This is a genomic window from Fodinibius salinus, from assembly GCF_008124865.1.
GTDB lineage: Bacteria > Bacteroidota > Rhodothermia > Balneolales > Balneolaceae > Fodinibius > Fodinibius salinus.
Genome location: NZ_VNHY01000002.1, coordinates 253,023 through 276,261, shown reverse-complemented (window position 1 = coordinate 276,261; position 23,239 = coordinate 253,023). Strand labels below are relative to the sequence as shown.

At 38.9% G+C, this 23,239-nt stretch carries 19 protein-coding genes and 1 tRNA gene; 8 read left to right on the top strand and 12 right to left on the bottom strand.

Annotation, left to right across the window (positions count from 1 at the left end; all coding sequences use genetic code 11):
• The first annotated feature begins 138 nt into the window (after window positions 1-138).
• The 7 genes from LX73_RS06060 (at window position 139) to LX73_RS06030 (ending at window position 11,114) form a co-directional block, all read left to right on the top strand.
• Entirely contained in the window at window positions 139-1,914 is a 1,776-nt protein-coding gene (locus tag LX73_RS06060) for a hypothetical protein (RefSeq protein ID WP_148898595.1), read from the top strand.
• 175 nt (window positions 1,915-2,089) lie between these two features.
• Window positions 2,090-2,854, top strand: coding sequence for a DUF6602 domain-containing protein (locus tag LX73_RS06055; protein ID WP_148898594.1), 765 nt, complete (start codon window positions 2,090-2,092; stop codon window positions 2,852-2,854).
• A gap of 159 nt (window positions 2,855-3,013) precedes the next feature.
• On the top strand, window positions 3,014-3,775 hold the full coding sequence (locus LX73_RS06050; protein ID WP_148898593.1) for a DUF5677 domain-containing protein: 762 nt from the start codon (window positions 3,014-3,016) through the stop codon (window positions 3,773-3,775).
• A 157-nt stretch (window positions 3,776-3,932) separates the two neighbouring features.
• Complete coding sequence (locus tag LX73_RS06045; RefSeq protein ID WP_148898592.1) at window positions 3,933-4,565, top strand: hypothetical protein; 633 nt, start codon at window positions 3,933-3,935, stop codon at window positions 4,563-4,565.
• A 145-nt stretch (window positions 4,566-4,710) separates the two neighbouring features.
• Window positions 4,711-5,553 carry a TIGR02391 family protein gene (locus LX73_RS06040; protein ID WP_148898591.1) on the top strand — a complete coding sequence of 281 codons (843 nt, stop codon included), beginning with the start codon at window positions 4,711-4,713 and terminating at the stop codon, window positions 5,551-5,553.
• A 234-nt stretch (window positions 5,554-5,787) separates the two neighbouring features.
• Window positions 5,788-6,969: a DUF2971 domain-containing protein gene (locus LX73_RS06035; RefSeq protein ID WP_148898590.1), complete on the top strand. Its 1,182-nt coding sequence runs from the start codon at window positions 5,788-5,790 to the stop codon at window positions 6,967-6,969.
• Between the two features lie 443 nt (window positions 6,970-7,412).
• Window positions 7,413-11,114, top strand: a complete 3,702-nt coding sequence (locus LX73_RS06030) for a type IIG restriction enzyme/methyltransferase (protein ID WP_148898589.1) — start codon at window positions 7,413-7,415, stop codon at window positions 11,112-11,114.
• 53 nt (window positions 11,115-11,167) lie between these two features.
• On the opposite strand, the gene LX73_RS06025 is transcribed toward LX73_RS06030, so the two are convergent.
• From LX73_RS06025 to LX73_RS05995, 7 genes are all read right to left on the bottom strand, one after another.
• A complete protein-coding gene (locus LX73_RS06025; RefSeq protein ID WP_148898588.1) occupies window positions 11,168-11,488 on the bottom strand; it encodes a hypothetical protein in 321 nt (106 codons plus the stop codon).
• Window positions 11,472-12,341 carry a hypothetical protein gene (locus LX73_RS06020; RefSeq protein ID WP_148898587.1) on the bottom strand — a complete coding sequence of 290 codons (870 nt, stop codon included), beginning with the start codon at window positions 12,339-12,341 and terminating at the stop codon, window positions 11,472-11,474. Before LX73_RS06020 ends, LX73_RS06025 begins: the two co-directional genes overlap by 17 nt.
• 86 nt (window positions 12,342-12,427) lie before the next feature.
• Entirely contained in the window at window positions 12,428-12,976 is a 549-nt protein-coding gene (locus LX73_RS06015) for a hypothetical protein (protein WP_148898586.1), read from the bottom strand.
• Window positions 12,960-13,247 (bottom strand): hypothetical protein, encoded by a 288-nt coding sequence (locus tag LX73_RS06010; RefSeq protein ID WP_148898585.1) that lies wholly within the window; start codon window positions 13,245-13,247, stop codon window positions 12,960-12,962. Before LX73_RS06010 ends, LX73_RS06015 begins: the two co-directional genes overlap by 17 nt.
• Before the next feature lie 273 nt (window positions 13,248-13,520).
• Entirely contained in the window at window positions 13,521-15,647 is a 2,127-nt protein-coding gene (locus tag LX73_RS13110; RefSeq protein ID WP_148898584.1) for a hypothetical protein, read from the bottom strand.
• Window positions 15,580-15,855 (bottom strand): hypothetical protein, encoded by a 276-nt coding sequence (locus LX73_RS06000; protein WP_148898583.1) that lies wholly within the window; start codon window positions 15,853-15,855, stop codon window positions 15,580-15,582. Before LX73_RS06000 ends, LX73_RS13110 begins: the two co-directional genes overlap by 68 nt.
• Before the next feature lie 12 nt (window positions 15,856-15,867).
• The gene (locus LX73_RS05995) at window positions 15,868-16,185 is read right to left on the bottom strand and encodes a hypothetical protein (protein ID WP_148898582.1); all 318 of its coding nucleotides are present in this window, start codon (window positions 16,183-16,185) and stop codon (window positions 15,868-15,870) included.
• A 195-nt stretch (window positions 16,186-16,380) separates the two neighbouring features.
• On the opposite strand from LX73_RS05995, the gene LX73_RS05990 reads away from it, so the two are divergent.
• The gene (locus LX73_RS05990) at window positions 16,381-16,794 is read left to right on the top strand and encodes a helix-turn-helix domain-containing protein (RefSeq protein ID WP_148898581.1); all 414 of its coding nucleotides are present in this window, start codon (window positions 16,381-16,383) and stop codon (window positions 16,792-16,794) included.
• Between the two features lie 150 nt (window positions 16,795-16,944).
• Here LX73_RS05990 and LX73_RS05985 read toward each other — a convergent pair whose 3' ends face one another.
• The 5 genes from LX73_RS05985 to LX73_RS05965 all read right to left on the bottom strand — a co-directional run bounded on the left by LX73_RS05985 (window position 16,945) and on the right by LX73_RS05965 (window position 23,212).
• Window positions 16,945-17,226: a hypothetical protein gene (locus LX73_RS05985; RefSeq protein WP_148898580.1), complete on the bottom strand. Its 282-nt coding sequence runs from the start codon at window positions 17,224-17,226 to the stop codon at window positions 16,945-16,947.
• A 199-nt stretch (window positions 17,227-17,425) separates the two neighbouring features.
• On the bottom strand, window positions 17,426-18,262 hold the full coding sequence (locus tag LX73_RS05980; protein ID WP_148898579.1) for a hypothetical protein: 837 nt from the start codon (window positions 18,260-18,262) through the stop codon (window positions 17,426-17,428).
• On the bottom strand, window positions 18,252-19,517 hold the full coding sequence (locus tag LX73_RS05975) for a tyrosine-type recombinase/integrase (protein ID WP_148898578.1): 1,266 nt from the start codon (window positions 19,515-19,517) through the stop codon (window positions 18,252-18,254). Before LX73_RS05975 ends, LX73_RS05980 begins: the two co-directional genes overlap by 11 nt.
• Window positions 19,518-19,605: 88 nt before the next feature.
• Window positions 19,606-19,679: transfer RNA gene (locus LX73_RS05970), tRNA-Arg, on the bottom strand.
• 80 nt (window positions 19,680-19,759) lie between these two features.
• Complete coding sequence (locus tag LX73_RS05965; protein ID WP_148898577.1) at window positions 19,760-23,212, bottom strand: ligand-binding sensor domain-containing protein; 3,453 nt, start codon at window positions 23,210-23,212, stop codon at window positions 19,760-19,762.
• Between the last annotated feature and the right edge of the window lie 27 nt (window positions 23,213-23,239).

The window sequence follows — 23,239 nt, the reverse complement described above, 5'->3', positions numbered from 1 at the left end:
ACGGCATCAAGCGGACTTGGTACAAACTTGGTTTCTGTTCTGTCTCCTTGCGGTTACAGCTTTGTCTGGTAAATTAAGTTCTTAATCTCCAAGCCGCTTATCCCGTGGGTCGTTATACTGCAAGTTAATCAGTTTACTATGAATCAAGATTGGATTCTCCAAAAAAAAGTAACTAGACGATTTTTTTCCAATGCGACTTGGGTTCCTCTAAGAGCTTCCTATACCGATGAAAAAGGTAAAGGTACTGTGAAGAATATAGGTTATGTTGAAGAATATTTTGGGTGCGGCTCTGTAGCTTTCCCCCCAGAACATAGAGAAGTTGCAGAACAACTTAGTTGGAGTGACATTGGCATCAGTTGTAACGTAAAACCATTTGCATATGAAGATGGTTATTATGCGTCTATAGAGCAGTATCAACGCAGTGATAAAGAACCAATCGGAGTTCAACTCGTTTTTGAGCACCCACAACCGATAATTGGTGGTAGAAAATGGATACTAAACCCTGATCTTGTTGTGGCTCTTCGCTTGATTAAGGAAGGAACAAACTGGGTAAGGCCAGAAGAAAATTTTGTTGTAGTAGCTCGAGAGGTCCTTGATGAAAAAGGGCATCATCGACTTATCGAAATCAAACGGGAATTTCTCATAGACTATTTGGCAGCAAGAAATCTATCACTTCGTCTTTCGTATTACCGTAGCAGAGTTGAAAATATCTCTTCACTTGAGGATAGTGACTATGCAAATCTAGAAAATATGCAAGAACAGCGAGATGGTGGAAAATTTGAACTCCTAATTCGCAGTTTAGATGATGTCTTTGGTGGAGGTTGGGCTTTAATGCGTACTTGGCGAACTGATATTGATGAAGAAGAAGACGCCCCTGTGATGGGCCCCGAGAACAATGAAAATACTGATTATGAAAGTTCGGAAGGGCATTTGAGTGGCTTTGAAGGTATACGGATTGAGGGTGAATTTTGGCGTGATGAATGGATTGACCACAATGGTCAAAGCAAGCGTGTCCGAGGCGATGAAGATACAAATCTTCCCCAATTCATAGTTGAGACTGACGGATCACGCATGGGATCTCACGATTTATACAATGAAGATATTGGACGATGGCTATGGTTCCGATCAAGCATAGTAAACGAGCTTCTCAGTCTTCGTGGGTTTTCTCTCAAGTGGTATACGGCAGAAACAGGGGGTATTGAATCCACATCTGGGTACGTGACTCATTTTGGAATTAATTCTTCAGATTTAATCACCGTCTACGCCAGCGATATTGCTCGCCTCGAAGGATGGGAACAGCATATTTGGGCGGCGCATAACGTTGTCCCAGATGGAAAGGTTTCAAATGAGCTATTAGCTGCACAAGTAAAAACCCAACCTGCATCTACTCACGCTGTTGAAGATCTCCTTTTCAAGGTTATGAAAATGTTAGAGGTGGGTTTTCGAAAAGAATTTAATGCTTCTCTTTTCACACATAATATTGAGCATCCCTCAGCTACGCAACACATATCCCGCTTCGCGAGCAAGGATCTGAAATCATTATTGAGATTAGCTAAAGAGCTTGTTCGTGTTTTTTCTGATCGCCTTGATGTCAAGGAACTCCGTAAGCTCTCAACACACCCTGATAAGAAAAAACTTGGTTCGAACAAACTTCTACAGAATGTTCTAGCTCAGAAAGTAGGACCTGAAAAAGCTCGTCGAATTTTTGGCCCAATTGTGGGTGTATATGACATGCGAGTAGGTGATGCTCATCCGACAAGTTCGAACATTGGAGATGCGTTAAAATTAGCAGAAATTGATGAAAGCCAGTCTTTTCTGAGACAGGGTGAACAAATGATTTCGAATTATGGACGAGCAATATGGTGGATTGGTAAATTACTTTTTGAACCATCAGATACCCAAAAGACGAAGTGAAATTTAGCTATAATTAACTATTATAGCAGCTTAGCAAGCGCGTCAACGCGGACGTACCTCGCCATTGGCTGCCAAGTTTTTAGATCATCAAATTCTATAGTACATTTTTAATAATTAATGTCGGTCTGCACGCCGGTTACTCGTGGGCCGTTATGTTACTTGATTTCTTCGATATATGGACTACTTTGAATCGATTACTTTAGAATTAGAATCACTAAAATCTAGGGTAAATAATTTCATCGAAGGCCAGCATCATCAATCTGATGGAGAATGGAAAGAAAGTGTCCTCCGAGCAATTTTAAAAAGGTATTTACCTGATAATATTGGTGTAGGTAGAGGTTTTTTTGTCAGCAATAATGAAGAACCGAAAGATGATGATTCTCAATACGTCAGTTCATCTCAAATCGACATACTTATTTATGATGCCTCAAAACCTGTATTATTTCAGGACGGTGATTTTGTAATTGTTACTCCTGATTTAGTTAAAGGCATAATTGAGGTGAAGAGTACAATAGGCACTGAAAATTATCAGAGAATTATTGAACGGCTTGAAAAGAATTCAAAGTTACACCGAAAGGTAGCAGGCCGAAGAGCTTTTCTTGGTCTATTTTCATATGAAGTGGGAAGATTACCAGATGAAAATTATTTACTCCAAAAGTTACAAATGAACTCTAAGCATTTTTCGAGCATCGGAGTAAATTCAGCATCTATTGGTAGAGATTTATTCATCCGTTATTGGGAAACAAAACCACTTGAACCCCAAAAACCGCATGAAAAGTGGCATTTATATCAACTAAGAAATAAAGCCCAAGCCTATTTTATTCACAATGTGATTGAGTTTTTATTTCCTGAATCAGTACTCCGGAATAATGAAGTTTGGTATCCCAAAAGAGGAAAAGAGTCTTACAAGATTGGAGAAATTGAGAATATTAATGAGTAAGAGCGTAAAATACCCCGCCTTTAGCGGACGTACCTCGCCTTTCCCTGCTGATTTTCAGTTTCTCAATTTCTGTAGTACATTTTAAAACAAATTCAATGTTGGCCTGCACACGCAGCTTATGTGCAATGTCGTTAGCTGTACTAAATAATTTTGGATACGATGAAGAAAGAAGATCTCATCAAGAATTTAAAAGAAATCGTTGATTTAGCTACTAAATCGATATCAAGTCAAGAAAATATCGACAATAATGCTACCGACTTGTACATAGCATCTTTTTGTTCCTCAATTATCCAATATACAGATGCAATTGTAAGTTTAACTAAAACTGATAATCTAATTGCAATCCCACCAATATTGAGAAGTATACTGGAAGCTTACGTTGAACTTTTAAATTTATGTAAGCATGAAAATTACCCATATGTATTGACATCGAATCATTTGAAGCAAAAAATCAAGAAGTTACAAGTAACTTTTGAAGAGCCAGATAATCCTTTTTTGCAATATACAATTGAAAACTATGGCGATATCGGAAGTAAAATTAAAGAATATAGAAAACAGAAAAGTAACGTAGACCAACACTTATCAAACTTTGACATAGATATCACACAAATTAAGGATCGTTTCGAATTAGCAGGCATTAAAGATGCATATGCCGGAATTTATGGTCAGCTTTGTGAAGATACACATAATGAAATATTAAGAGTTGAAAGCCGACATTTGATTGAAAAAGAAAACAGTGTGGAATTCTCTGTTTTAACTAACTGGAATTTAGAAAAAATATCTCATCATATTCTGACAGCAGTAGATATTTTAAAATCATCTCTAATAAATACATTCCACCATTTAGACTTCGAGAATCTAGACGATTTTTTACCGGAAATTGAGAAACGAGAAGAACTAATTAATTCTTATTTAAACTAGTACAGCTAACCCCTTAAACGCGGACAGGCCACATCATCTCCTTGCCTCCCTTCCGTTTATTAGTTACTCTTTCACTTTATAATTAATTCAACACTGTTGGGCCGGTTAAGCGCAATGTCATTTTAGTGTATTAGGTATGAGCGAACAAAAATGTTACATGTGTGATAATAAAGCTACCTCAAAAGAGCATGTACCTCCTAAATGTTTTTTCCCTGAAACAAAAGACTTGAAGGGTAGTGAGGATTATCGTAAAAATTTAATCACAGTACCATCTTGTGAGGTACATAATTCACAAAAATCTACCGATGATTCATACCTTTTAGCTGTTATAACTGCTCATTATGAAAATGGACCTTTAGCTAAAGAACACTACTCCACAAAGATTAAACGAGCGCTAAAAAAAGATGAGGGGTTAAAAAGGATTATTGTCCAGAATAGTCAATACAAAAATATCGGGGATGAAAAACATTTCGTAATCAGTACTGACCATAATAGAATAATTAAACAGTTCGAAAGAATGGGCTATGCACTTTATTATCACGAAAAAAATGAGCATTGGGATGGTCAAATATCTGCTCTTACTCCAAATATATATTGGGAGGATTCTGATATAAACTCAACACTTCAAGAAGTTGCAGATCATGGAGACAAAGGGCTTAATCATATGGAAAAATTCGGTCAAAATGAGGAGGTATTTTACTACAGAAGATATTTCGTGGATAATCCTAAAGGTGGAATAATGGAGTTGGTCTTCTTTAAAGGTTTTGAAGTGTGGTTACACCTTCATTAATGCATATAATCAGCGAACGGAGCTGCTGTCCCTTTCTTGTTAGCCTCATTTTTTATCATTAACCTTGTATTTTATAAATAAATTAATAATCCAGTGTTAACTTATACGGGGTGCCGCTAGCCTAACTAAAAAAGAATTTAATTCAATGACAGAGAACCAAAATAAGGAGCTTGCTGGTATCCAATATGTTGGTATCTCAGGTGGTACTAATGATTGTAAAGAAGCAGTACTTCGAATAATTCAATCTAACACATCCATAAATCATGTTTGGATTCTTTCAAATGATAACCATCATGCTTTATTACTTGATATAGGAGTTGGTGATTTCCTTGCTGTAAAATCTGGATTTGCATCGGATTATAGGGGCGGAGGTGCAACCGCATTTTCATTTATACTTGCCTTACTTGACAAGCTAGAAATCGATGTATCAGAAATATCTGTAAGTGAGGACTTTCTTTCTAGACTTGATGCTTCTGCTCTCACTAAAGATGATATAGAGCGTATTGAAAAATCAGAATCAGCTCAAGCTGTAAACTGGGGAGACTATGTCTTAAAAGAACATTTAGATTTGGATTTAAATAAAACGCTGAATCAGAAAATAGCCCCAATACTTCCATTGGGTTTAATCGAACCGCGTTTATTAGACTTAGCCAGTAAATTTAGGGAATCGCCAAATGAGCAGATTTTCCAAGGATATAAAAGACTGGAAGATGTAGTTCGTGAGCGTACTGGAATAGAAGAACATGGATCTAAGTTATTTTCAAAATCATTTCTTGAAGAAGATTCGGTGTTGTACTGGCCAGATATTAATACTGCTGAACAAAAAGGCAGGGCACAGATTTTTGTGGGTGTGTACATGGCATTTCGTAATCCTAAAGCTCATCGTGAGCAGCGACAATCTTTAAGTGATCAAATTTCTGAATTTTTACTTTTAAATAAACTTTTCCAGCTCGAAGCAGAGTCAGATTTGCGTAAAAATAACGATTAATAAATTACTATTGTGGTTCAAGTCGCCATAGCTATTACAAAAAATATTTAGCTAATCTCTCCTCAACGTGGACAGTCCTTACCACTTCTTAGCTCTCATACCATTTATTAGTTAATCTTTTATTTTTCAAACCAATGTTTCGGTAGTTCATATCCAGTTTGTTAGGTAGGCAGTATTTTTTATCTATGAATAAATCAGAGAGCAGCATGAAGGTTCAAATTAATTTATCTAAACATGACAAAACGTAAATGGCAAAAACATTTTATCAGAGATGTTTTTTCTTTAAAAAGTGGATCCCATGATTCCTTTTCTAAAATAGTATTTAAAAATCCAGAACTGGTTAAATCAAAGGATAATAAAATTCCAGATACTCTATTCAAGTTTTATGCCCCAACTTCGAGTAACATACTTGATGTAAGAAAAAGGCGACTTTGGTTATCTCACCCAAACTCATTCAACGATCCTTTTGATAGCCACGTAGGGGTAGATTATAAAAACTATGAAAAACATTTATTATTAAAACATATTGACAAAACTGGATTTATAGCAAAGTCTGATGGTTTTTCTAAAAAAGATTATAGACGAATAGCTGATTCTAAACCAGGCATTTATCCTCACGCATTGAGTGAAAATGAAGAGTATTCGTCAGTAATCTCTAAAATGAGAAGGAAAAGCGATGATTTTAAAAAAGAAATAACCAAAATAAGGAGAAGGTCGAAAAAAGAAGTAAGTAAAAAAATTGACAAAATTCGTGAGACTAATATCAGAGTTGCCTCATTTGCGAACTTACAATCAAAGAATTATCCACCAGCTAGAAATGATTTGGAAAGAATGATTCAAATGTGGGCGCATTATTCAGATAATCACAAAGGATTCTGTGTTGAATATGATATATCTAGCTTAAAGCCCGCCAATTTTTTTAAAATGTATGAAAATAAAAACGGCTATGAGTCATATTCGTCTGAAAATAATATAAACCTTCTCATTCTTGCTGGTCTGTTCCCCATAATTTACTCCTCGAACCGAGTTAACATTCCAAGAACTAAGCTTGAAAAGCTAACTATTGATAAAGATGGAAATCTTATAAACAAGGTTGGTATAGATGAGATTTTGTATAAGGCTTTCATAACTAAATCTACTAAGTGGAGTTATGAAAAAGAATGGAGAATTATCTTAGATGGTCGTATCAGTAACTATTTTAATAATAAAATACCTTTTCCTTTTATAAAGCACATCTATCTGGGAAGCAGGATGAAACCTAAAGTTATTGATGATTTAATTGAGATTGCAGATGAATTGAATGTAGAAGTAACTTTAATGGATTTAAATGAAAAAAAGTTTACACTGGAACATCAGAATATTAACTCTTACAAGTGGGACAAGGAAAAATCGTCATGGCACAATCCATTATTATAATACTCCACTTAGGATTTGCTCCATCATATCGTCAGCAAGATATTATCTAAACGATATTCCAGTTTTCTGCTGTGGATAGGATTTTACTTAGGCTGCCAAATTTATTTTTTGTTAACGGGTTCAAACTATTCTTCAATTTGGGAAAAGCGCTATTGAATTTCTGATCGGTAAGTAAGGCTCCCAGCAGCGCCCGTAGGCGGGGAGGATATTGCAGGACAAAGGTAATCAACTTATTTCTGTCAGTAGTACTCAAATCGCGGATGCAGTATGTCAAGTTTCTTGCGTTTTTTACTTGACTTATAGGTATTACTAGTAATATCTGAATAATTCGTTTGATTAAGGTAAGTGGTATTAGAAACTGATCAATGCCCTCCTCACAGTTGTCTTTTATTTATTACATTTATTCTCAAAATCAGTTTGGTTAATTCAATTAGTTGGCTTTTATGCAATTAGAGACGAAATCACTGCGAAAAAGTATTAATAAGGCTTTTCTCAAAGAGACGGTTGATCGCTCCTCCTTTAATAACTTTAAGGCAGAGCTGGGGCAGCTACTCAAAAATATTGACTCTGCAAAAAAGAAAGATGAACACGAAGAGCATTTTAAAAACCTGCTTGTTCCTTTTCTTAATGAAGTCGGCTTTGATGACTACTACATCAATACCAGTGTACGGATTGACCTGGCTATCCATACCGATGGAAAGGTCAAAGATCCTGTTGGTGTCTTGTTGGAGGTGAAGCGTCCTTCCAACAAAAATGAGATGATTACCGAGGAGGACTTCAACCGGAAGGCGATGCATGAGGCTGTTCTCTATTACCTGGAGCAGCGCATCGAGGAGGACAATGAGGATCTAAAGCATATTGTCATAACGGATACCCTAAACTGGTTTGTGTTTGATGCCCAGGAGTTTGAGCGGTGCTATTACCGGCCATCTGCATTGAAGAAGGTCTATAAGAGTTGGAAGACTGATCAGAAGGTCTCCTCCAATAAAGATTTCATGTATGACAAGATTGGAGATTTTATAGACAGCCAGGATACCACACTTAGAGGATTGCATCTTGATCTGCAATCATACGAAAAGTACTTAAAGGCAAAGGAAGACAGCGAGCCGGAGAAAAAACTGATCCCGCTGTTCAAGTTCTTTTCGCCCACCCAGTTGCTTAAAGAACCCTTTGCCAATGACAGCAATACCCTGAACCGGGAGTTCTATCGGGAGCTGCTCTATATCCTTGGTCTGGAAGAGACCACCAAGAGCAATACACGCTACATAGAGCGGGCCAGTGAAGACAAGCGACATCCAGGATCCTTTATTGAAAATACCATCCGGATACTGGATGCGGAAGACCATCTGAGTACGGTACGTGAGCCCAAGGTGAAATATGGATCTGACCGTGACGAGCAGCTATTCAATGTTGCTCTGGAGCTGAGCATTATCTGGATGAACCGAGTACTGTTTCTCAAGCTGTTGGAAGCCCAACTGTTTCGTTATCACCGGCAGGACAAGAAGTTTAAATTTCTGAAATCCAAAACCATTGATGGGTATGATGAGCTGAATAAACTGTTCTTCCAGGTCTTGGCGCGCCGTGAGGCTGACCGGACCGAGGACATAAATGAAAAGTTCGGCCATATACCCTATTTGAATAGCTCCTTATTTGATCCTTCTTCTCTGGAGCATCAATCCGTTTTTATTTCAAACCTGGATGATAAAAAGACGCTGCCGGTCTATAGCAAAAGTGTATTGAAAGATCGGCGCGGGGATGAGATCAATACTCTTGAATACCTGTTTGAGTTCCTGGATGCCTACGACTTTGCCGCAGAAGGAGGAGAAGAGATTCAGGAAGAACACAAGTCCTTAATTAATGCTTCTGTACTGGGCCTGATCTTTGAAAAGATCAATGGGTACAAGGATGGGTCATACTTCACTCCTGGTTTTATTACTGAGTATATGGCGAGGGAAACCCTTAGGAAAGCTGTAACGGACAAGTTTGCCCAGCACTGGGATGAGGAATATTTATCTTTCGATGATATATACAACCGGATAGGTCGAGCAGATACCGATATTGAAAAGGCCAACGAAATAGTAAACAGTATCACGATTTGTGATCCAGCGGTAGGTTCCGGTCATTTCTTGGTCTCTTGCTTGAATGAATTGCTGGCCATTAAGTCGGACCTGGGAATTTTAACTGACCGGGATGGTAAGCGGCTTCGTGATGTCAAGGTTGAGGTAGAAAATGACGAGCTGATCGTCACCTACAGTGATGAAGAACTCTTTGAATACGATGTATCACATACTTGGCACGGCAGTCATCTTGCAAAACGTAAAATTTCAGCTAATCGGCAGCGTATACAAAAAGCGTTGTTTCATGAAAAGCGACACATCATCGAGAACTGCTTGTTTGGAGTGGACATTAATTCCAACTCGGTGAAAATCTGCCGGTTACGTCTCTGGATTGAGCTTCTCAAAAATACGTACTATACAGAAAAAAGTGATTACCATGAATTAGAGGTCCTACCTAATATTGATATTAATATTAAAACGGGTAATTCCCTCGTTAGCCGGTTTGATTTAGACAGTGATCTGAGTTCCGTTTTTAAAGATAGTGACCATAGCTTACAAGATTATAAGGAGGCCGTTCACAGCTATAAGCAAACCGGAGATCGATCTGAAAAAAAGCGTTTACAGAAGCTGATAAACAATATTAAGGATGAGTATAGTACTACACTGCTTAACAATGATCCGATCTACGAAAAGCTTTCTAAGCAGCGTGGGCGGCTGGACCTCATGCAAAATGCTGATCTGTTTGGAGAAAAAAAGTTTTCAAAGAAAGATATTAAAAAGCAGGAAAAGAAGGTTAAAAAGGTTGAGAAAGAGATAGAAGAGCAGGAAAGTGGTGTTTTCTATAACCAGGCCTTTGAGTGGCGTTTTGAATTTCCAGAGGTGCTCAATAAAGAGGGGCAGTTTACTGGATTTGATGTTGTGATTGGGAATCCTCCGTATGTACCTTCAAAGTCGGCTTCACTAACAGACCCTCTCAAAAGCTATTATAATTCGGAATATTCAACTACTGAATATCAGCTTAATACATTCGGACTATTTATTGAGTTAGGGATACGATTAATAAGAAAGTTGGGATGTTATTCTATGATTGTGCCCAATTATTGGTTGTCTACCAGATATGATAAGAAACTTCGAAATCATATTTTTATAGAAAATACAGCAGATAAACTCGTAAATGTACATAGCGTTTTTGAGGATGCTGTCGTAGAAACATTACTTTTATTCGGTAAGAAAAATACGAGAAACCTCCCTAAACGTATCGAGTTATTGTCTCTTGATGAAAAATATAATGGCAATAGTATTAAAGAAGAAGTTGATAGTGGTTCAATATTTGATTTCCAGGAGATACGTATAATCGAAAAGGAAGATGAGTTTGAACAGCTAACTTTCAAAAAACGATTGAATCTGGAAAGTAATAACCAATTAGGGAACTTTTTTGATTTTAGTTTCGGTCTTAAACCGTATCAAGTTGGAAAGGGTAATCCCCCACAAACACAAGAGGATGTTAATCAAAAGAATTATAATTCCGATTCTCAGAAAACAGAGGATCATAAACAATTTTTAAAAGCGAAAAATGTAGATACTCTGGCAGTCAAAGGTGAAATAGAGTTCTTAAAATATGGTGAGCATTTAGCCGAACCTCGTTCAATGGATTTATTTTCGGGTGAGAGAATAGTTTTAGGAAGGATAATATCAGGTGAGAGGATAAAAGCAATCTATTTGGATGATGAAATATTGTGTAATACCGATTTGATTACGTTAAAACCTAAAAGAGATTTGAGTGCTGATTTCGTAAGGTTTTTATTGGGAATCGTTGTATCCCAATTGACTAAATATTATCTGATAAGCACTAATATTAATTTAGATAGGAAAGCATATCCTAAAATTAATACTAAGACCCTTAAAGATTTTCCAATACCTCCCTATACTGAAAACAGCGTGAAAAACATATCGAGAGCTGTAGAGAAAGCTCAAAATGAAGATGGACAAAAGATCAATTATTTAGCTGAAATTGATAGGATGGTATACAAAGTATATGGTCTTGATGAGGAAGATGTTGAGATTGTGGAGGAGAGTGTAAGTAGCTAGTATTTATATAATTAAGATGGGAAGAGACTCTTGGTCAGAGGTATGGGATTTTATTAAAAAGTTAATAACTCTGACTCAGTCTTAGTAAAAGTTGAGTCAAACTGATCTTTCGGCTGTTGTACCAATTCATCCATTTCTTTCACAGACGCATTCATGTTTGTCTTTTTAACCTCTTTGTCGATATGAGGCAGGTGGGAATTAAGCTCATCCAAAAAAGAGCGAGAAGCGAATTCTATATCAGAGAAGTCTAACACAACAGTATTAACCCATGAGCTTGTAATTCTCTTGACCAATTTTTTTGCAGTAGCCCTGTTATTTAGAGCACTTACATCGAATTCTTTTCGAAGGTTGATATGTTTATCGAATATACTCATAGATGTCGACGTGTTTAGGTGGTTTTTGGAATCCCATACAAATAATGGTGCCATTCCAACTAACCTGTGTCAAATTAATAAAGTGATTCCGTCCACTATTGTCAATAAAATAGCCGGCATTACCACTTATAACGCAAAAATAGCCATTTAGTTCATTATTAGATAGCAAATTAATGGTGTTTTTAATTCCGGTACCCCTTTTCTGTGAACCAAATTCATCTTTGGCAGATAAATGCTGGCGAATTACTTTTTCTAGGGCATCCATATCATCGGTAACACTTCTGCCCGCATTTTTTAATGATTGGTAAATTCCTATCCCGTTATCCAGAAGACAGATTTCACATGAGTTATTGGCTGGCCAAAACTGGGAAAATATATAGGCTAAATTTGCTTCAGAATGTTCCGTTATATTATCAACCATTTCGGAAATAAGTAGATAGAATACATTATTACCAACTCGATCAAGAAACTCTTGGTCGTCAATGTTCCGCCGCAAAAGTTTTGGGTATTGGTCAGATAAAAATCTAAGCTTTTCTTCCCGCCCGTCCCTACTGGCTGATTTTAGGTCAGCTTTTGTAATGGGGAAGTATGTTTGTCCAATTTTATTGAATCCAGAAGTATTCGTTCCCTCAGGAAATTCAATACTATCCAAATATGAATTAGCATTTTGTATCGTGATGTTATGATCAAATGCATAGCTGGCAATGGGTAGTATAGAAACCGGTCGAATAAAATCGATAGCAGAAAAATTTGTTGTTCCGCCATCAGCAATGGAGCTAAGGGCTCTCAGGTTGTTTACCAATTCCTTAATACGTTCTAAAGGATCCCAACTACCGCCTATGTGTAAACTCATTAATTATTTCGTTCTAATAAATTTGCTTGAGAGGGGGTTAAGATAAGAGTTATACGGTTGAACAAATAGATGAAATAGTCGGTTTATTATAAAACAACTGGCAAGGACATCATCCCAATCTGTTTGGCCACAAAATAGGTCGAATTTCCATCGATTATATCAAAAAGATCTTTTTCTTCTGCATTTGGTCTAATTGAAATAGGATTTCGCCGGGGTATTGAGCCCTGATAGGCCTGACGCATTTTGGTAAACCCATTGGCAATTCCCATTGGGCGTTTTCTTGTGGGGCGAAGCCAGCTGATTGGTATGATTTCCGTAGCATCATCCATATCAAAGAAATGATCTAGCCGGTTGGGATCCAGGCAGAACATTCGTTGGTAGTTTTGGAGGTACGTCCCAACTTGTCCCATATCGAGCCAACCGGTCAATGAGACCTCAAAATCACCCTCATTTTTATAATTCACCCTAATAAGGCGGCCTAATTCATCAACAGATAAATGAAGTTCGTTGAAATCATGATATTGGCGGTTGATTTCATCTACTTTTGCTATCAGATGATCAATTGACATAGATGGTTTTGCCATCTTTTGTCCGGTAACAGCCATTTCATCTATACGGTTAGATGTTTTCGGCATGGGGATTCTCCTGAATGGTCTGAATGATATAATCCACTTCGGACTTTCGGCATAGCTTAACGGCTTCACGCCCGGTGCTTTTATTCCGCCCGTAACTGCGCACGGTTATCATTTTGCGATAGCCGCACCGGTAAAAGGTGGTCCGGGAGATGCGTCCCAGCTTTTCACACATGTAGCTGATCGCTTCGCCAATCGTCATGAAATTTTCACTGTCAGATTGCATGTTTCCCATCGGGTTATTGGTATTTTCAGGATTTTCAAAATTAGACATAGTCTTTCTTATTTTCTTAGAGGCCAAGGTTAAGTGCAGTAAAAACTATAGGTTAAGTGTCTAAGAAATTGGCAAAGATTCATCTTAGATATCTTAGACCGATCTTAGAGTTCTTAGTCGTTTCTTAGTGGTTTTCTTAGATATATTATTATTTACTAACTAACTATTATTATTATACTTACAGGGTGTTGTTTGGGGGAGAAATGGAAGTTCTAAGAAAATAAGACGATGTTTTCAAATTCTTAGAAAATCGTAGATTTCTCCTATTTTCGCCTAAAATGGTGGCGAGCTATCACCGGTGCTTGTCTGGTATTCGGTGGCCGGCTGGCGGGCTTGCTCTTCCAACATGATGTTCGCCTCCTCCCGCTTGCCAAAGGCGCGCAGCCAGGTTGGCGTTAGATGTTTACGGGGAATATGGTAGCCATGTCGGCTTTCTTTTACGGTACCCTTCACCGGATCCTCGTAGCTGTAATAATTTGTTTTGGCTTTTCCGTTTAGGTCCAAGGCTTCAATTTCTTCCCGGATGATATCCTGGCTGATATACTCCCGGCCTTTGTTATAGTTGGTGTAGGCGTCCCAAATGCCACTCCAATACATGACCAGCCCATCCTTGCTGTTCCAGCCGTAGTATCGTTTCGGCAGCTCCCCGTTATCGTTCATGATCTCAATACTGGCTAGGAACTGCTGAAGTGGTGTTTGGTGTACTTCGCGTTCTGCTGAATTGGCTAAGAACTCTACTCCATAACGAAATATTTCGGTGGATACCCGCGAATCCCGAAGCAGGTTCTGCATCTCCCGTAGATCCTCTTCGCTTACCTTGGCTCTTTCTTGAGCTGACTGTTCAACCAGTTCCGCGAACTGGACATCACCGGGCCGACAGACAAATAGGTCCACCGTAATAAGGGCCGCCATATTTTCGATTTGACGGTCTTTAATCTGAAAACGAACGCCTTCTTGGTCACTTCGTCGCCCTAATTCTTCCTCAACGGCTTCGGTAAGCAGGCGCTTGGTCCAGAGTAGCTCACTTTTGAACAGCTCCCGATTAAAGTCATTAAACTTGTAAAGCAGCGACAGGAAAAGTCGCTGCATCTCTTTTTTGTGGTTATCAAACCACCAAAGATTATCCACCGAACCCCGTTTGTCTTTGGCATATTCGATCATAATACACCGCGAGCGAAAGTGGTCTTCGGTCGGTTTGTAGTTAGAGATAAACATCAATTGCGACCGAACAGGACTCCAGGCGTTTTTGGTCCGATCGTGGGAGGCGCTTACCCCACGTTGTCGCAATTCGTACCACATATTAAATACCTGTGGCGTGATCTTGCCTTTTCCGGGGACAAACTCATCCATGATTACGGGGATCTTGCTGTGATTGGCCAGCTTGTTTTCAGCTGATTTTAGCGTAGGGTTGGAATCAACGTCGGTAAAAGATTGGCCAAAGAAATTGAGCATAATTTGAGACAGTTGTCCCTTACCGGTTGATGGTTCTCCAAATAGGTACAAAAAGACCACATGTTTAAATACATCGTAGGTCTCGTCGAAAAACAGAAAGGAGAGCATATAGGAGAAAATGAGATATCCTTCCGCCTTTTTCTCGGGTTGTTGTCCGGCGATAAGCTCTCCAAATTTATCTCGCACGGTATCGATAAAGTACTGGAGCTCTTTCCCGGTAAATAGATGATGTTCCTCATCGCTGTAAAAGCCATCTGTTGGCGATGGAAGATCTAACAACGGGGCGGGTTCAATGCGTCCGGGTTTCACGTAAAAGGTAGTGTCGGCAGCTACCATGGGGAACAGGCCAGAGTCTCTGTCGGGCGCTATCATGTATTGGGGCTCCCGAAGGTGATCATCCGGAATATTTATTAAGGCGTTGCGCGTCAGATAAAAGGTGTAGCCATGGTGTTCGATAAATCCGTAGTAATTGAACTCATACACGGTCTGCGGCTGCCACCGGTTACACAGGAAGCTCATAAAGAAGAGGATCTCATCATCAGACTTAAAGCGAGCCGATTGATAGGAATGCTTAAAGATCTGAATCTGAAATGCTTTCTTGGACAACAAGTCCTCCGGCTCCAGCACGAACAGCTCGCTCTGTGTAAGTTTTCGGGTTTCTGGGGTTAGCCAGCTCACTTGGCATTCATAGAGCGTCGAATCCCATTTTAGTGTTTCGGGATTGTAGCGGATGATCTTGGAATGTATTTCGATATCGAAGGTACCGATCCGGCGACTGGTGCCATCGGTTTCATTGCGATACCAACCAAAATCCAGGGGATCGGAGCTGTCGACATATTCGAAAGGTTCATTTTGAGAATTCGATACTGCTGGCCCGTAGTCATCGGGTTGTTGCCGGTTGTTTGGCGATACTAGTGTTAAGGACTCTTCCTGGGTGTTGCTGCTCATTTATTTGTCGTTGAGATATTAAAATTTTGTGTTCACTTACATGGTTGAGCTTATAGAGGTCTTCACCATATCCGTATATCACCCAGAGGTCGTAACCTTCTACGATCTGTGTTTCGATCATGCGGACGATTTCCTTACGTTTGTTGCCATCGCTGTCTATGAACTGGATGGTATCCCCAAGGGTATAGCGCGTTTTAATGGTTGCCATAAGTGGGGCCTATCAGGTAAGTTGAGGTTCAATAAATTCAAATTTAATTCCCTTGGCTACCTGCAGTAGCTGGCTTGGCAGGTTGAATTCTTCTGTCAGTCTTGCTCTGACCTGGGCAGGAGTTATTCCCAGGGTGTTTTCCATATGACAAAGACGCTGGTCAGAAATGTAATAGGGTTTTTTAAACCATTGGCGAAAGGTGTTTAATTTGACGTCGGGAAACAGTTCCTGACGGAACTCATTATAAGAGTCGAACTGCTGGAAAATTTCCTGTTTAATGAGCGACAGGCGGGTTCGATTAATGTCATATTTTGTTATTGGTCCGTTCACAATTGTATTTCTGTCTTTTAAAATTTATGGGGAAGTAGTATAATCGGATGGTTACAGTTAAACGTTACCGATACCTACAGGGATAAAGTAGTGATGTGATAGTAACGAAACAACAAAAAATGATGTGATCGAAAATATTTAAGAAGGGCATTTTCCCAATCACATAAGAACCAAGAGTATAGGAAAAGAGGAATTTTGGAGAAAAAATCTGGCGAAACATTACAAGATAATGTTCGGTACCTGCTTGAGAAGTATTACGATGGAAATGTGTCTGAAATGCAGCGGGAAACGGGAGTAAATCGGTCTGTGATTTCAGAATTAAAAAATGGAGGGAAGACGGAAGTAAACAGCTCCACGCTAATACGGTTTGCACAATCAGGGATAAATCTTAATTGGCTATTAACGGGAGAGGGCGCACCATTTACCGTTAATGAAATGGCCGATATTAGCGAAGAGCTGAAAGAAAAGCAGTTGCTTGATAACCGCATGAAAGAGATTAAGAAGCTTGTAGGTGATATCGAAGATCAGCTATCCGAGCAACCGCACCTGCGGCTTGATCCGGATGTTCAGAGTGCACTTCTTGAACTACTGAAGAAAGCTGTTCGATAAGCGTAAGCACTTTCTTTTTGTTGTTGATGTGGTTTTCATTGGGTACTTGTAGCGTTGGTTGTCTAGTATTTGGCACAGATCACTCCTACTTGATTTATTTTGTTAGTTACAAAAACAAAATAGATACAAGAGTCAGTTGGAGGAGATTTGTTACACTTTTGGCAAAAATATTTTTTCTATGACTTTTCGCTCAAAATATTTTCGGCGAGTTCCAAACTGGTGAAATGGTACAAAGTTTTTGTCTTTGGGAGGCAGATTGCTTCTATTGAGTATGCTACGATGATGTAATCCAATTAGAGCTTCAACTTCTTTAGCTGTCATGAACTTTGATTTATCAGGCTCTGCATTCAGCTTGTTAAGAATGGTATCTAATTTGGCATCGAGAATAGCAATGGTGGCCATTAAATTTTCTTTGGGATCTTGAGAATTCATAAATGATATCTTTGGGGTTGCAAAAATTTTATGGCGCTAAAGAAAAGGCAAACTCTATTAAAATACACTTCCAGGAAAAAACAGATTTTGAAAATCAACAGGGAATTTTAGTGCTAAAAATCAAAATCTGTAATTTTTCCTGAATTAATGGGCTCTATTTAGCAGAAGGATAGGTTTGTTTATCCAGATTTCAATCAGTTTAAGAAAACTTTTTGTTTTTCAGGGTAGATTTAATCCGGTGTTTAAGAATGGACTTGTAAGCTGCCGGATTAACGAGATAGTTAGGAGAATTTAGGATTTCATATTTCCTGGCCGCTTCTTTTACAAGCTCGTCAACTGATTTTTGAGCTTTTACTTTATTGATATGTCCGTTGGAGCTATCAATAAGGAAATCATTGATTAGTTCATCCAAATTATCAACTAAAACCTTAAAGGTATACTTGCCGTGCAGGCCTATGCGGACCTCTAAAAATGAAATAGCATCATCGAGGCAACCGAATTGTCCAATAGTCCGAAGCTTGCCTTCCAACCGGGTCATGGTATCTTTTGAGCAATTATAGATGCGAGCCATTCTACATCTCCAGGGAGCATGGTCTAGATTAAGAACATTTTCCCCATACTCATTAAAGAGATTCTCCAGAATACCAGAAAAGTGTGGATTAACTACGGCACTACTGAAATCTATATCCAGGAATTTCTTTCGGTTTACTTTTTGCTCAGAAAATTCAATAACGCTTCGACCCAGGTTTATTAAATGCTCCTGATACAGTTTTCTAACGGCTGAAATAAACTCTGGGCGAAAGGTCTCGGCTGTTCTACCGGCGAAATTTTTAAGGCAGAGTTGAAGTTGCCTGCGATATTGATTGGTTTCCTTTAGATATGCTAAGGCTGTGATACTGGTAGCCTGATATCGTTTAATATCTGATTCAAAATTTAAATCATTGGAGAGTTTGGAAAACCGATCAGCCGTAAGCTTAAGTAATAAATCTCTTTTTGATAAAGAGTCAAATCTTGTAGCCGGTATCTTATGCTTCATTCAGATAATTCATTTTACCATTTCGGTTAGCAGAACGCATTAGATCTTTCGCAACCAAGTGAACATAGCGATTGGTTACTTCAAGACTTTTATGGCCAAGCATATTTTTAACTTCAATTACATTGAAGCCAATGCGTAGCATGAAGGTTGCGCAAGAATGTCTGAGGCCATGAAAATTTACAGTGTCTTTCAGTTTAGCTTCCTCTGTGGCGTAAAATTTAAAACGTTTAGAGACATTATCCCCCGTCATTGCAATTTCTCGATCAGGAGTTGATTTTGGACTCGGGAAAACTAATCCCTTTTTAGGATTGCCCATAAGTTTTTTCCAGGCAACTAAAAGCCAATATAACGTTTCAAAAATGGGTATTGTCCGCTCCGAACCATTTTTAGTATCTGTAACTCTGATAAATCCCTCTTTGAGGTTGATATGCTCCCACCGCAACTGGATGATTTCTTTACGCCGCATTCCAGTATAAAAAGCCAGTGTTATTAGCGGTTTAAACCAAAGCTGCATTTGATCAGAGGATTGAATATTACGAGCCTTTTTGTGTTTTAACTGATACTCTCTAAATTTTTTAAAAATTATATCAAGGTCATCCTCTTCTATAATCTTATCGACGAGATTATCTCGAACTTTGGGCACGGCAATTTTATCACAGGGATTGGTTTCTATGTATTCTTCTGCTACCAGCCAGTTGAAGAATACTTTCAGGTGTTTAAGGTAATTCTTTTTTGAAGCATTGGCTAAGTCATCTCGAAGGCAAAACGCACGAATATCATCTGCATCAATTCTTGTGACGGGCATTGTGTAGCCCACTCCTTCCATAAATTGACGTATGATGTACTTATAAGTTTTCTTTGTTTTTTCAGTTACGTTTGTCTTTTCTCTTAAGAATTTCTTTTGCAGTTCATTTAAGATGGGGCTTACAACAGAAGTACCTTTCAGCTCCTGCATTTTTTCATACTCCTGAAGATTCCAGTCATCAGCAAATGGATTGATTTCACCAGCTTCATATAACTTTTCGTAGTGGTGTTTCTTTTGCTCGGCTATCTTTTTGTACTTGGTACCAAGAGCATAGGTTTTTTGAATGAGATCGCCATCAACCCGCGTGGCAAAAACGATAGAGTAGTAGTTGTTGCGTTTTCTTAGACTGGCCATATTTTTTTCATATGAGTAGTTAAGGTTGGAGAGTAATGTAACATCATATGTAACATCAGTCCAGTAAAATATGTATGAATTATGAAAATATTTCATACAGAAGGGGTAGGAAGATGGGCTAAATACAAACAAAAAACCCCGCCTATAATTAAATAAGCGGGGTTTATGTACTGTTTTAGAGGTGTACGCCCGGAAGGATTCGAACCCTCAACCTTCTGATCCGAAGTCAGACGCTCTATCCAGTTGAGCTACGGGCGCAGGTCAAAAGTGCTAATATATGAATCTTGTAAGGACTAAAACAGCTTTACCTCACACATTTTTAGTTTCCGAAGTTAAGCTTACTCTTCTTCAGAAGCACCATTATTTGTGCTTGGAGTCGGAAATTTAAGTGTAAAGGTCGCGCCTTTACCTTCTCCTTCACTCTCTACAGTCATATTGCCGCCCATTTCATTCATATAATTAGAGCAGCTGTGCAGCCCAAATCCGTGTCCGTCCTCTTTGGTAGTAAAGCCGTGTGTAAATATTTTATCCAACTCCTCTTCGGAAATACCGTGTCCGGTATCACTTACTTTAAGAACAACCGATGAATTTTCTTGGTACAGGTCAATGGCAATTTTGTCCTTAAGATCATTATCCGCTTTCCCCATTGCCTCTTTAGCATTTTTAATAAGATTGACCAGGATGTGTACAACTTGTGTGCGCTGGCCTTCAACCTCTGGTACATCATCAATATTTTGTTCGACCGTAATATCGTGCTGCTCAATAGAACCGGCTTGTAGTGTAAGTGCATTATCAATCATTTTCTCCAGCCGCACGGTTTCGGTATAATTACTTGTACCTGCATATGATTGCTGGGTAGAGATAACATCATTGATGAGATGTATCTTTTCGTTCAGCCGGAAGTTGTGTTTCAGCATGGTTTGCTGTTCCTCAAGTAATAGATCTTCAATTTTCAGGTAATAAGAAAGCAGCTTTTTGCCTTTGGGGTTTTCGGTGATAAATTCCTCAATATTATTCATGTTATCTCTAAGCATGTTATTGGCTTTTTGTAATCCTTCAACCTTAGAATTACGCAGCGTTTGTTCCATAATGGATGAAGAGGTATTAATGCTATTCAAAATATTTCCCACATTATGGAGTACACCTGTCGCAATATCAGCCATTCCTGCTTTTCGAGCTTTTTGCACCAGCTCATCCTTAGTGTCTTCAAGTTCTTGGAGGGTATTTTCAAGATCCTTGTTCTTTTCATTGAGTTCTTCGGTACGCTCGTTAACCTTTTGTGCCAGCTCTTGATTGCGGTTTTGGATCGATTGCACACGATAGCGGTATATACCGTAAATTGATGCTAAAATGATAACGAGGCTTAGTATATAAAACCATGTTGTTTGCCAAAATGGAGGTGCGACATTAAGCTTTATAGATGCCGGAGTTTGACTCCACACGCCATTATAGTCAGCAGCTTTAACTTTAAATGTGTATTCACCAGGAGGCATATTTGTGTATGATACATAATTCCGATTTCCTACATCATTCCACTTGTCTTCCAGCCCCACCATCTTGTACGAAAACTTATTCTGCTCGGGATATGCAAAATTAAGAGCAGCAAACTCAAAGGAGAAGACGTAATCTTTGTACGAGAGATCCAATTCCGATGTATAGGAAACGGATTTCTCAAGAATTGTCCGGCCGTCTTCTTCCATAGGCCCAATGGGAACCTCGTTATTAAATAGCGCGAATTGAGTAATAGCTACCTTGGGACCATTACTCTCCTCGGTAATTTTAGCGGGATCAAATCGGTTAAACCCATTAATGCCCCCAAAATACATAATACCTTCATCTGTCTTTTCGTAGGCCCCGTTACTAAATTCTTTACTTTGCAAGCCGTGACTGGTAGAATAGTTCGTAATTTGGTCAGTGTAAGGATTTATGCGGCTAATGCCGTTATTATTGCTGACCCATAAATTACCTTTGCCGTCCTCCAGGAAATTGTAGGTGCTGTTGTGGGCAAGCCCGTCTTTTTCGCGGTAGTGTTTAAACGTCTTTTTTTCTACATCAAAACGATCAATACCGCCGCCATATGTAGCAAGCCAGATATCACCGGTAGGTCCTTCATGGATGTCCAGAATAGGTCCGTCACTTAGACTGGTAGAATCTTCGGGATTTGATTTGTAAATAGTAAAATCGCCGGTATTGGCATTGTAGATATTCAGCCCGCCCTGCGTTCCAAGCCAAATGCTATCTTGGCTCTGTGGATAAATGGCCGTAACAAAATTATTGCTGAGACTGTTAGGATCATTGGGATCATTCTTTAACGTTTTAAAGGTACCGGTTCGGGGATCAAAACGATTAGCACCACCTCCATAAGTACCAAACCACATATATCCCTGATCATCTTCTTGGATTGCCCAAATATCTTTGTGGGCCAGACCATCTTCGGGCGTGTACGTACGTTTGGACCAAGTATCCAGATCAAAACGATCCATACCTACCCCATTGGCAGCTACCCATAAATAACCCCTTGAACTCACATACATCCTTTTTATAAAATTAGAGGATGGTGTGCTGGGGTCAGCTGGGTCATGTGGATAATGACTAAACGTATTCTGATCTACATCGAATTTTTCAATACCCTGATCAGAAGTACCAATCCAAATATTACCGTCGTCATCTTCAACAATTGTTTTAGTTTGATTGCTGTGCAAGGCATCAGGGTTGGAGGCGTCCATTTTATAGTGTTCAAACTGGTTGTTCAACACATTTGTTTTGTTAACTCCACCCTCATACGTTGAGACCCATACGACAGAGGATTGATCAATAAAAATATCTCGTACATCCGGAGTACTTAAGCTATTGGGATTAGATGACTTACTCTGGATGGTATTAACCATAATATCCCGATCGGGATTAAAAATGTTTAGTCCCTTTATGGTACCGATCCAAAGGTTACCATCTTTGTCTTTGTTAATTGCTTGCACAGGTGCGTTAAGAATACCGTTGTTGGTGGAAAAGGATTGCTCAATCTGATGTTCCGCATTAATAGCTAATACTTTACCATTGGATGAACCGGCCCAAACGGTACTATCGGCATCCTGGTGTAGGGACATGATATTATCGTCAAGAAGCGTGCTTTGTGGTTTTTGGTATGACTGCTCCACGGTATCATAAATCAATAATCCCGCTGGAGAAGCCAGCCAAACCTCATTGTTTATACCAGTGAGGGCTACAATATTTGAATGTCGTTGGTCCCACTGTTTGTTTTCAATTGGGATACGTTTCATTTGTTCTGTCTCGGGATTAAAGCGGTTCAATCCGCCCTGTGTAGCTATCCATAAAATGCCGTTCTGATCTCGATACAAATCATTGATCCACCCGTTCGAAATAGTGGTGGAATCATTGTTAACATGACCATAGCGCTCAAAGGATTCTGTCTCAAGGTTGAACTTGTTAAAGCCAGAAGAAGTACCGACCCATAAAATAGGTTTACCGGGTTCATTAAGCAGTGTAGTAACCCAGTTGTTAGAAATGGATGTACTGTCATCAGGATTATGAGTGAACAATGAAAAGGATTTACCATCGTAGCGATTGAGACCACTTTGGGTCGCTAACCACAAAAATCCCATATCATCCTGTGCAATAGAAGTTACAACACTTTGTGAAAGCCCCTCTTCGAGCGAAATATTATCGAAGTCAATATTCTGTGCATAACCCGTTGTTATAAAGGCAAATAAGAAAAGCGATAAAGCTATTACAAATCGTAATGAGTGTGTAAAGCTTTTAGATAGGTATCTCATAAAACCAACGTATTACATAAAAATTAG

Excerpts from the sequence above, each read along its gene's own strand:
- LX73_RS06060 (WP_148898595.1), top strand. The coding sequence starts at position 139 with ATGAATCAAGATTGGATTCTCCAAAAAAAAGTAACTAGACGATTTTTT.
- LX73_RS06055 (WP_148898594.1), top strand. The coding sequence starts at position 2,090 with ATGGACTACTTTGAATCGATTACTTTAGAATTAGAATCACTAAAATCT.
- LX73_RS06050 (WP_148898593.1), top strand. The coding sequence starts at position 3,014 with ATGAAGAAAGAAGATCTCATCAAGAATTTAAAAGAAATCGTTGATTTA.
- LX73_RS06045 (WP_148898592.1), top strand. The coding sequence starts at position 3,933 with ATGTGTGATAATAAAGCTACCTCAAAAGAGCATGTACCTCCTAAATGT.
- LX73_RS06040 (WP_148898591.1), top strand. The coding sequence starts at position 4,711 with ATGACAGAGAACCAAAATAAGGAGCTTGCTGGTATCCAATATGTTGGT.
- LX73_RS06035 (WP_148898590.1), top strand. The coding sequence starts at position 5,788 with ATGACAAAACGTAAATGGCAAAAACATTTTATCAGAGATGTTTTTTCT.
- LX73_RS06030 (WP_148898589.1), top strand. The coding sequence starts at position 7,413 with ATGCAATTAGAGACGAAATCACTGCGAAAAAGTATTAATAAGGCTTTT.
- LX73_RS06025 (WP_148898588.1), bottom strand. The coding sequence starts at position 11,488 with ATGAGTATATTCGATAAACATATCAACCTTCGAAAAGAATTCGATGTA.
- LX73_RS06020 (WP_148898587.1), bottom strand. The coding sequence starts at position 12,341 with ATGAGTTTACACATAGGCGGTAGTTGGGATCCTTTAGAACGTATTAAG.
- LX73_RS06015 (WP_148898586.1), bottom strand. The coding sequence starts at position 12,976 with ATGCCGAAAACATCTAACCGTATAGATGAAATGGCTGTTACCGGACAA.
- LX73_RS06010 (WP_148898585.1), bottom strand. The coding sequence starts at position 13,247 with ATGTCTAATTTTGAAAATCCTGAAAATACCAATAACCCGATGGGAAAC.
- LX73_RS13110 (WP_148898584.1), bottom strand. The coding sequence starts at position 15,647 with ATGAGCAGCAACACCCAGGAAGAGTCCTTAACACTAGTATCGCCAAAC.
- LX73_RS06000 (WP_148898583.1), bottom strand. The coding sequence starts at position 15,855 with ATGGCAACCATTAAAACGCGCTATACCCTTGGGGATACCATCCAGTTC.
- LX73_RS05985 (WP_148898580.1), bottom strand. The coding sequence starts at position 17,226 with ATGAATTCTCAAGATCCCAAAGAAAATTTAATGGCCACCATTGCTATT.
- LX73_RS05980 (WP_148898579.1), bottom strand. The coding sequence starts at position 18,262 with ATGAAGCATAAGATACCGGCTACAAGATTTGACTCTTTATCAAAAAGA.
- LX73_RS05975 (WP_148898578.1), bottom strand. The coding sequence starts at position 19,517 with ATGAAATATTTTCATAATTCATACATATTTTACTGGACTGATGTTACA.
- LX73_RS05965 (WP_148898577.1), bottom strand. The coding sequence starts at position 23,212 with ATGAGATACCTATCTAAAAGCTTTACACACTCATTACGATTTGTAATA.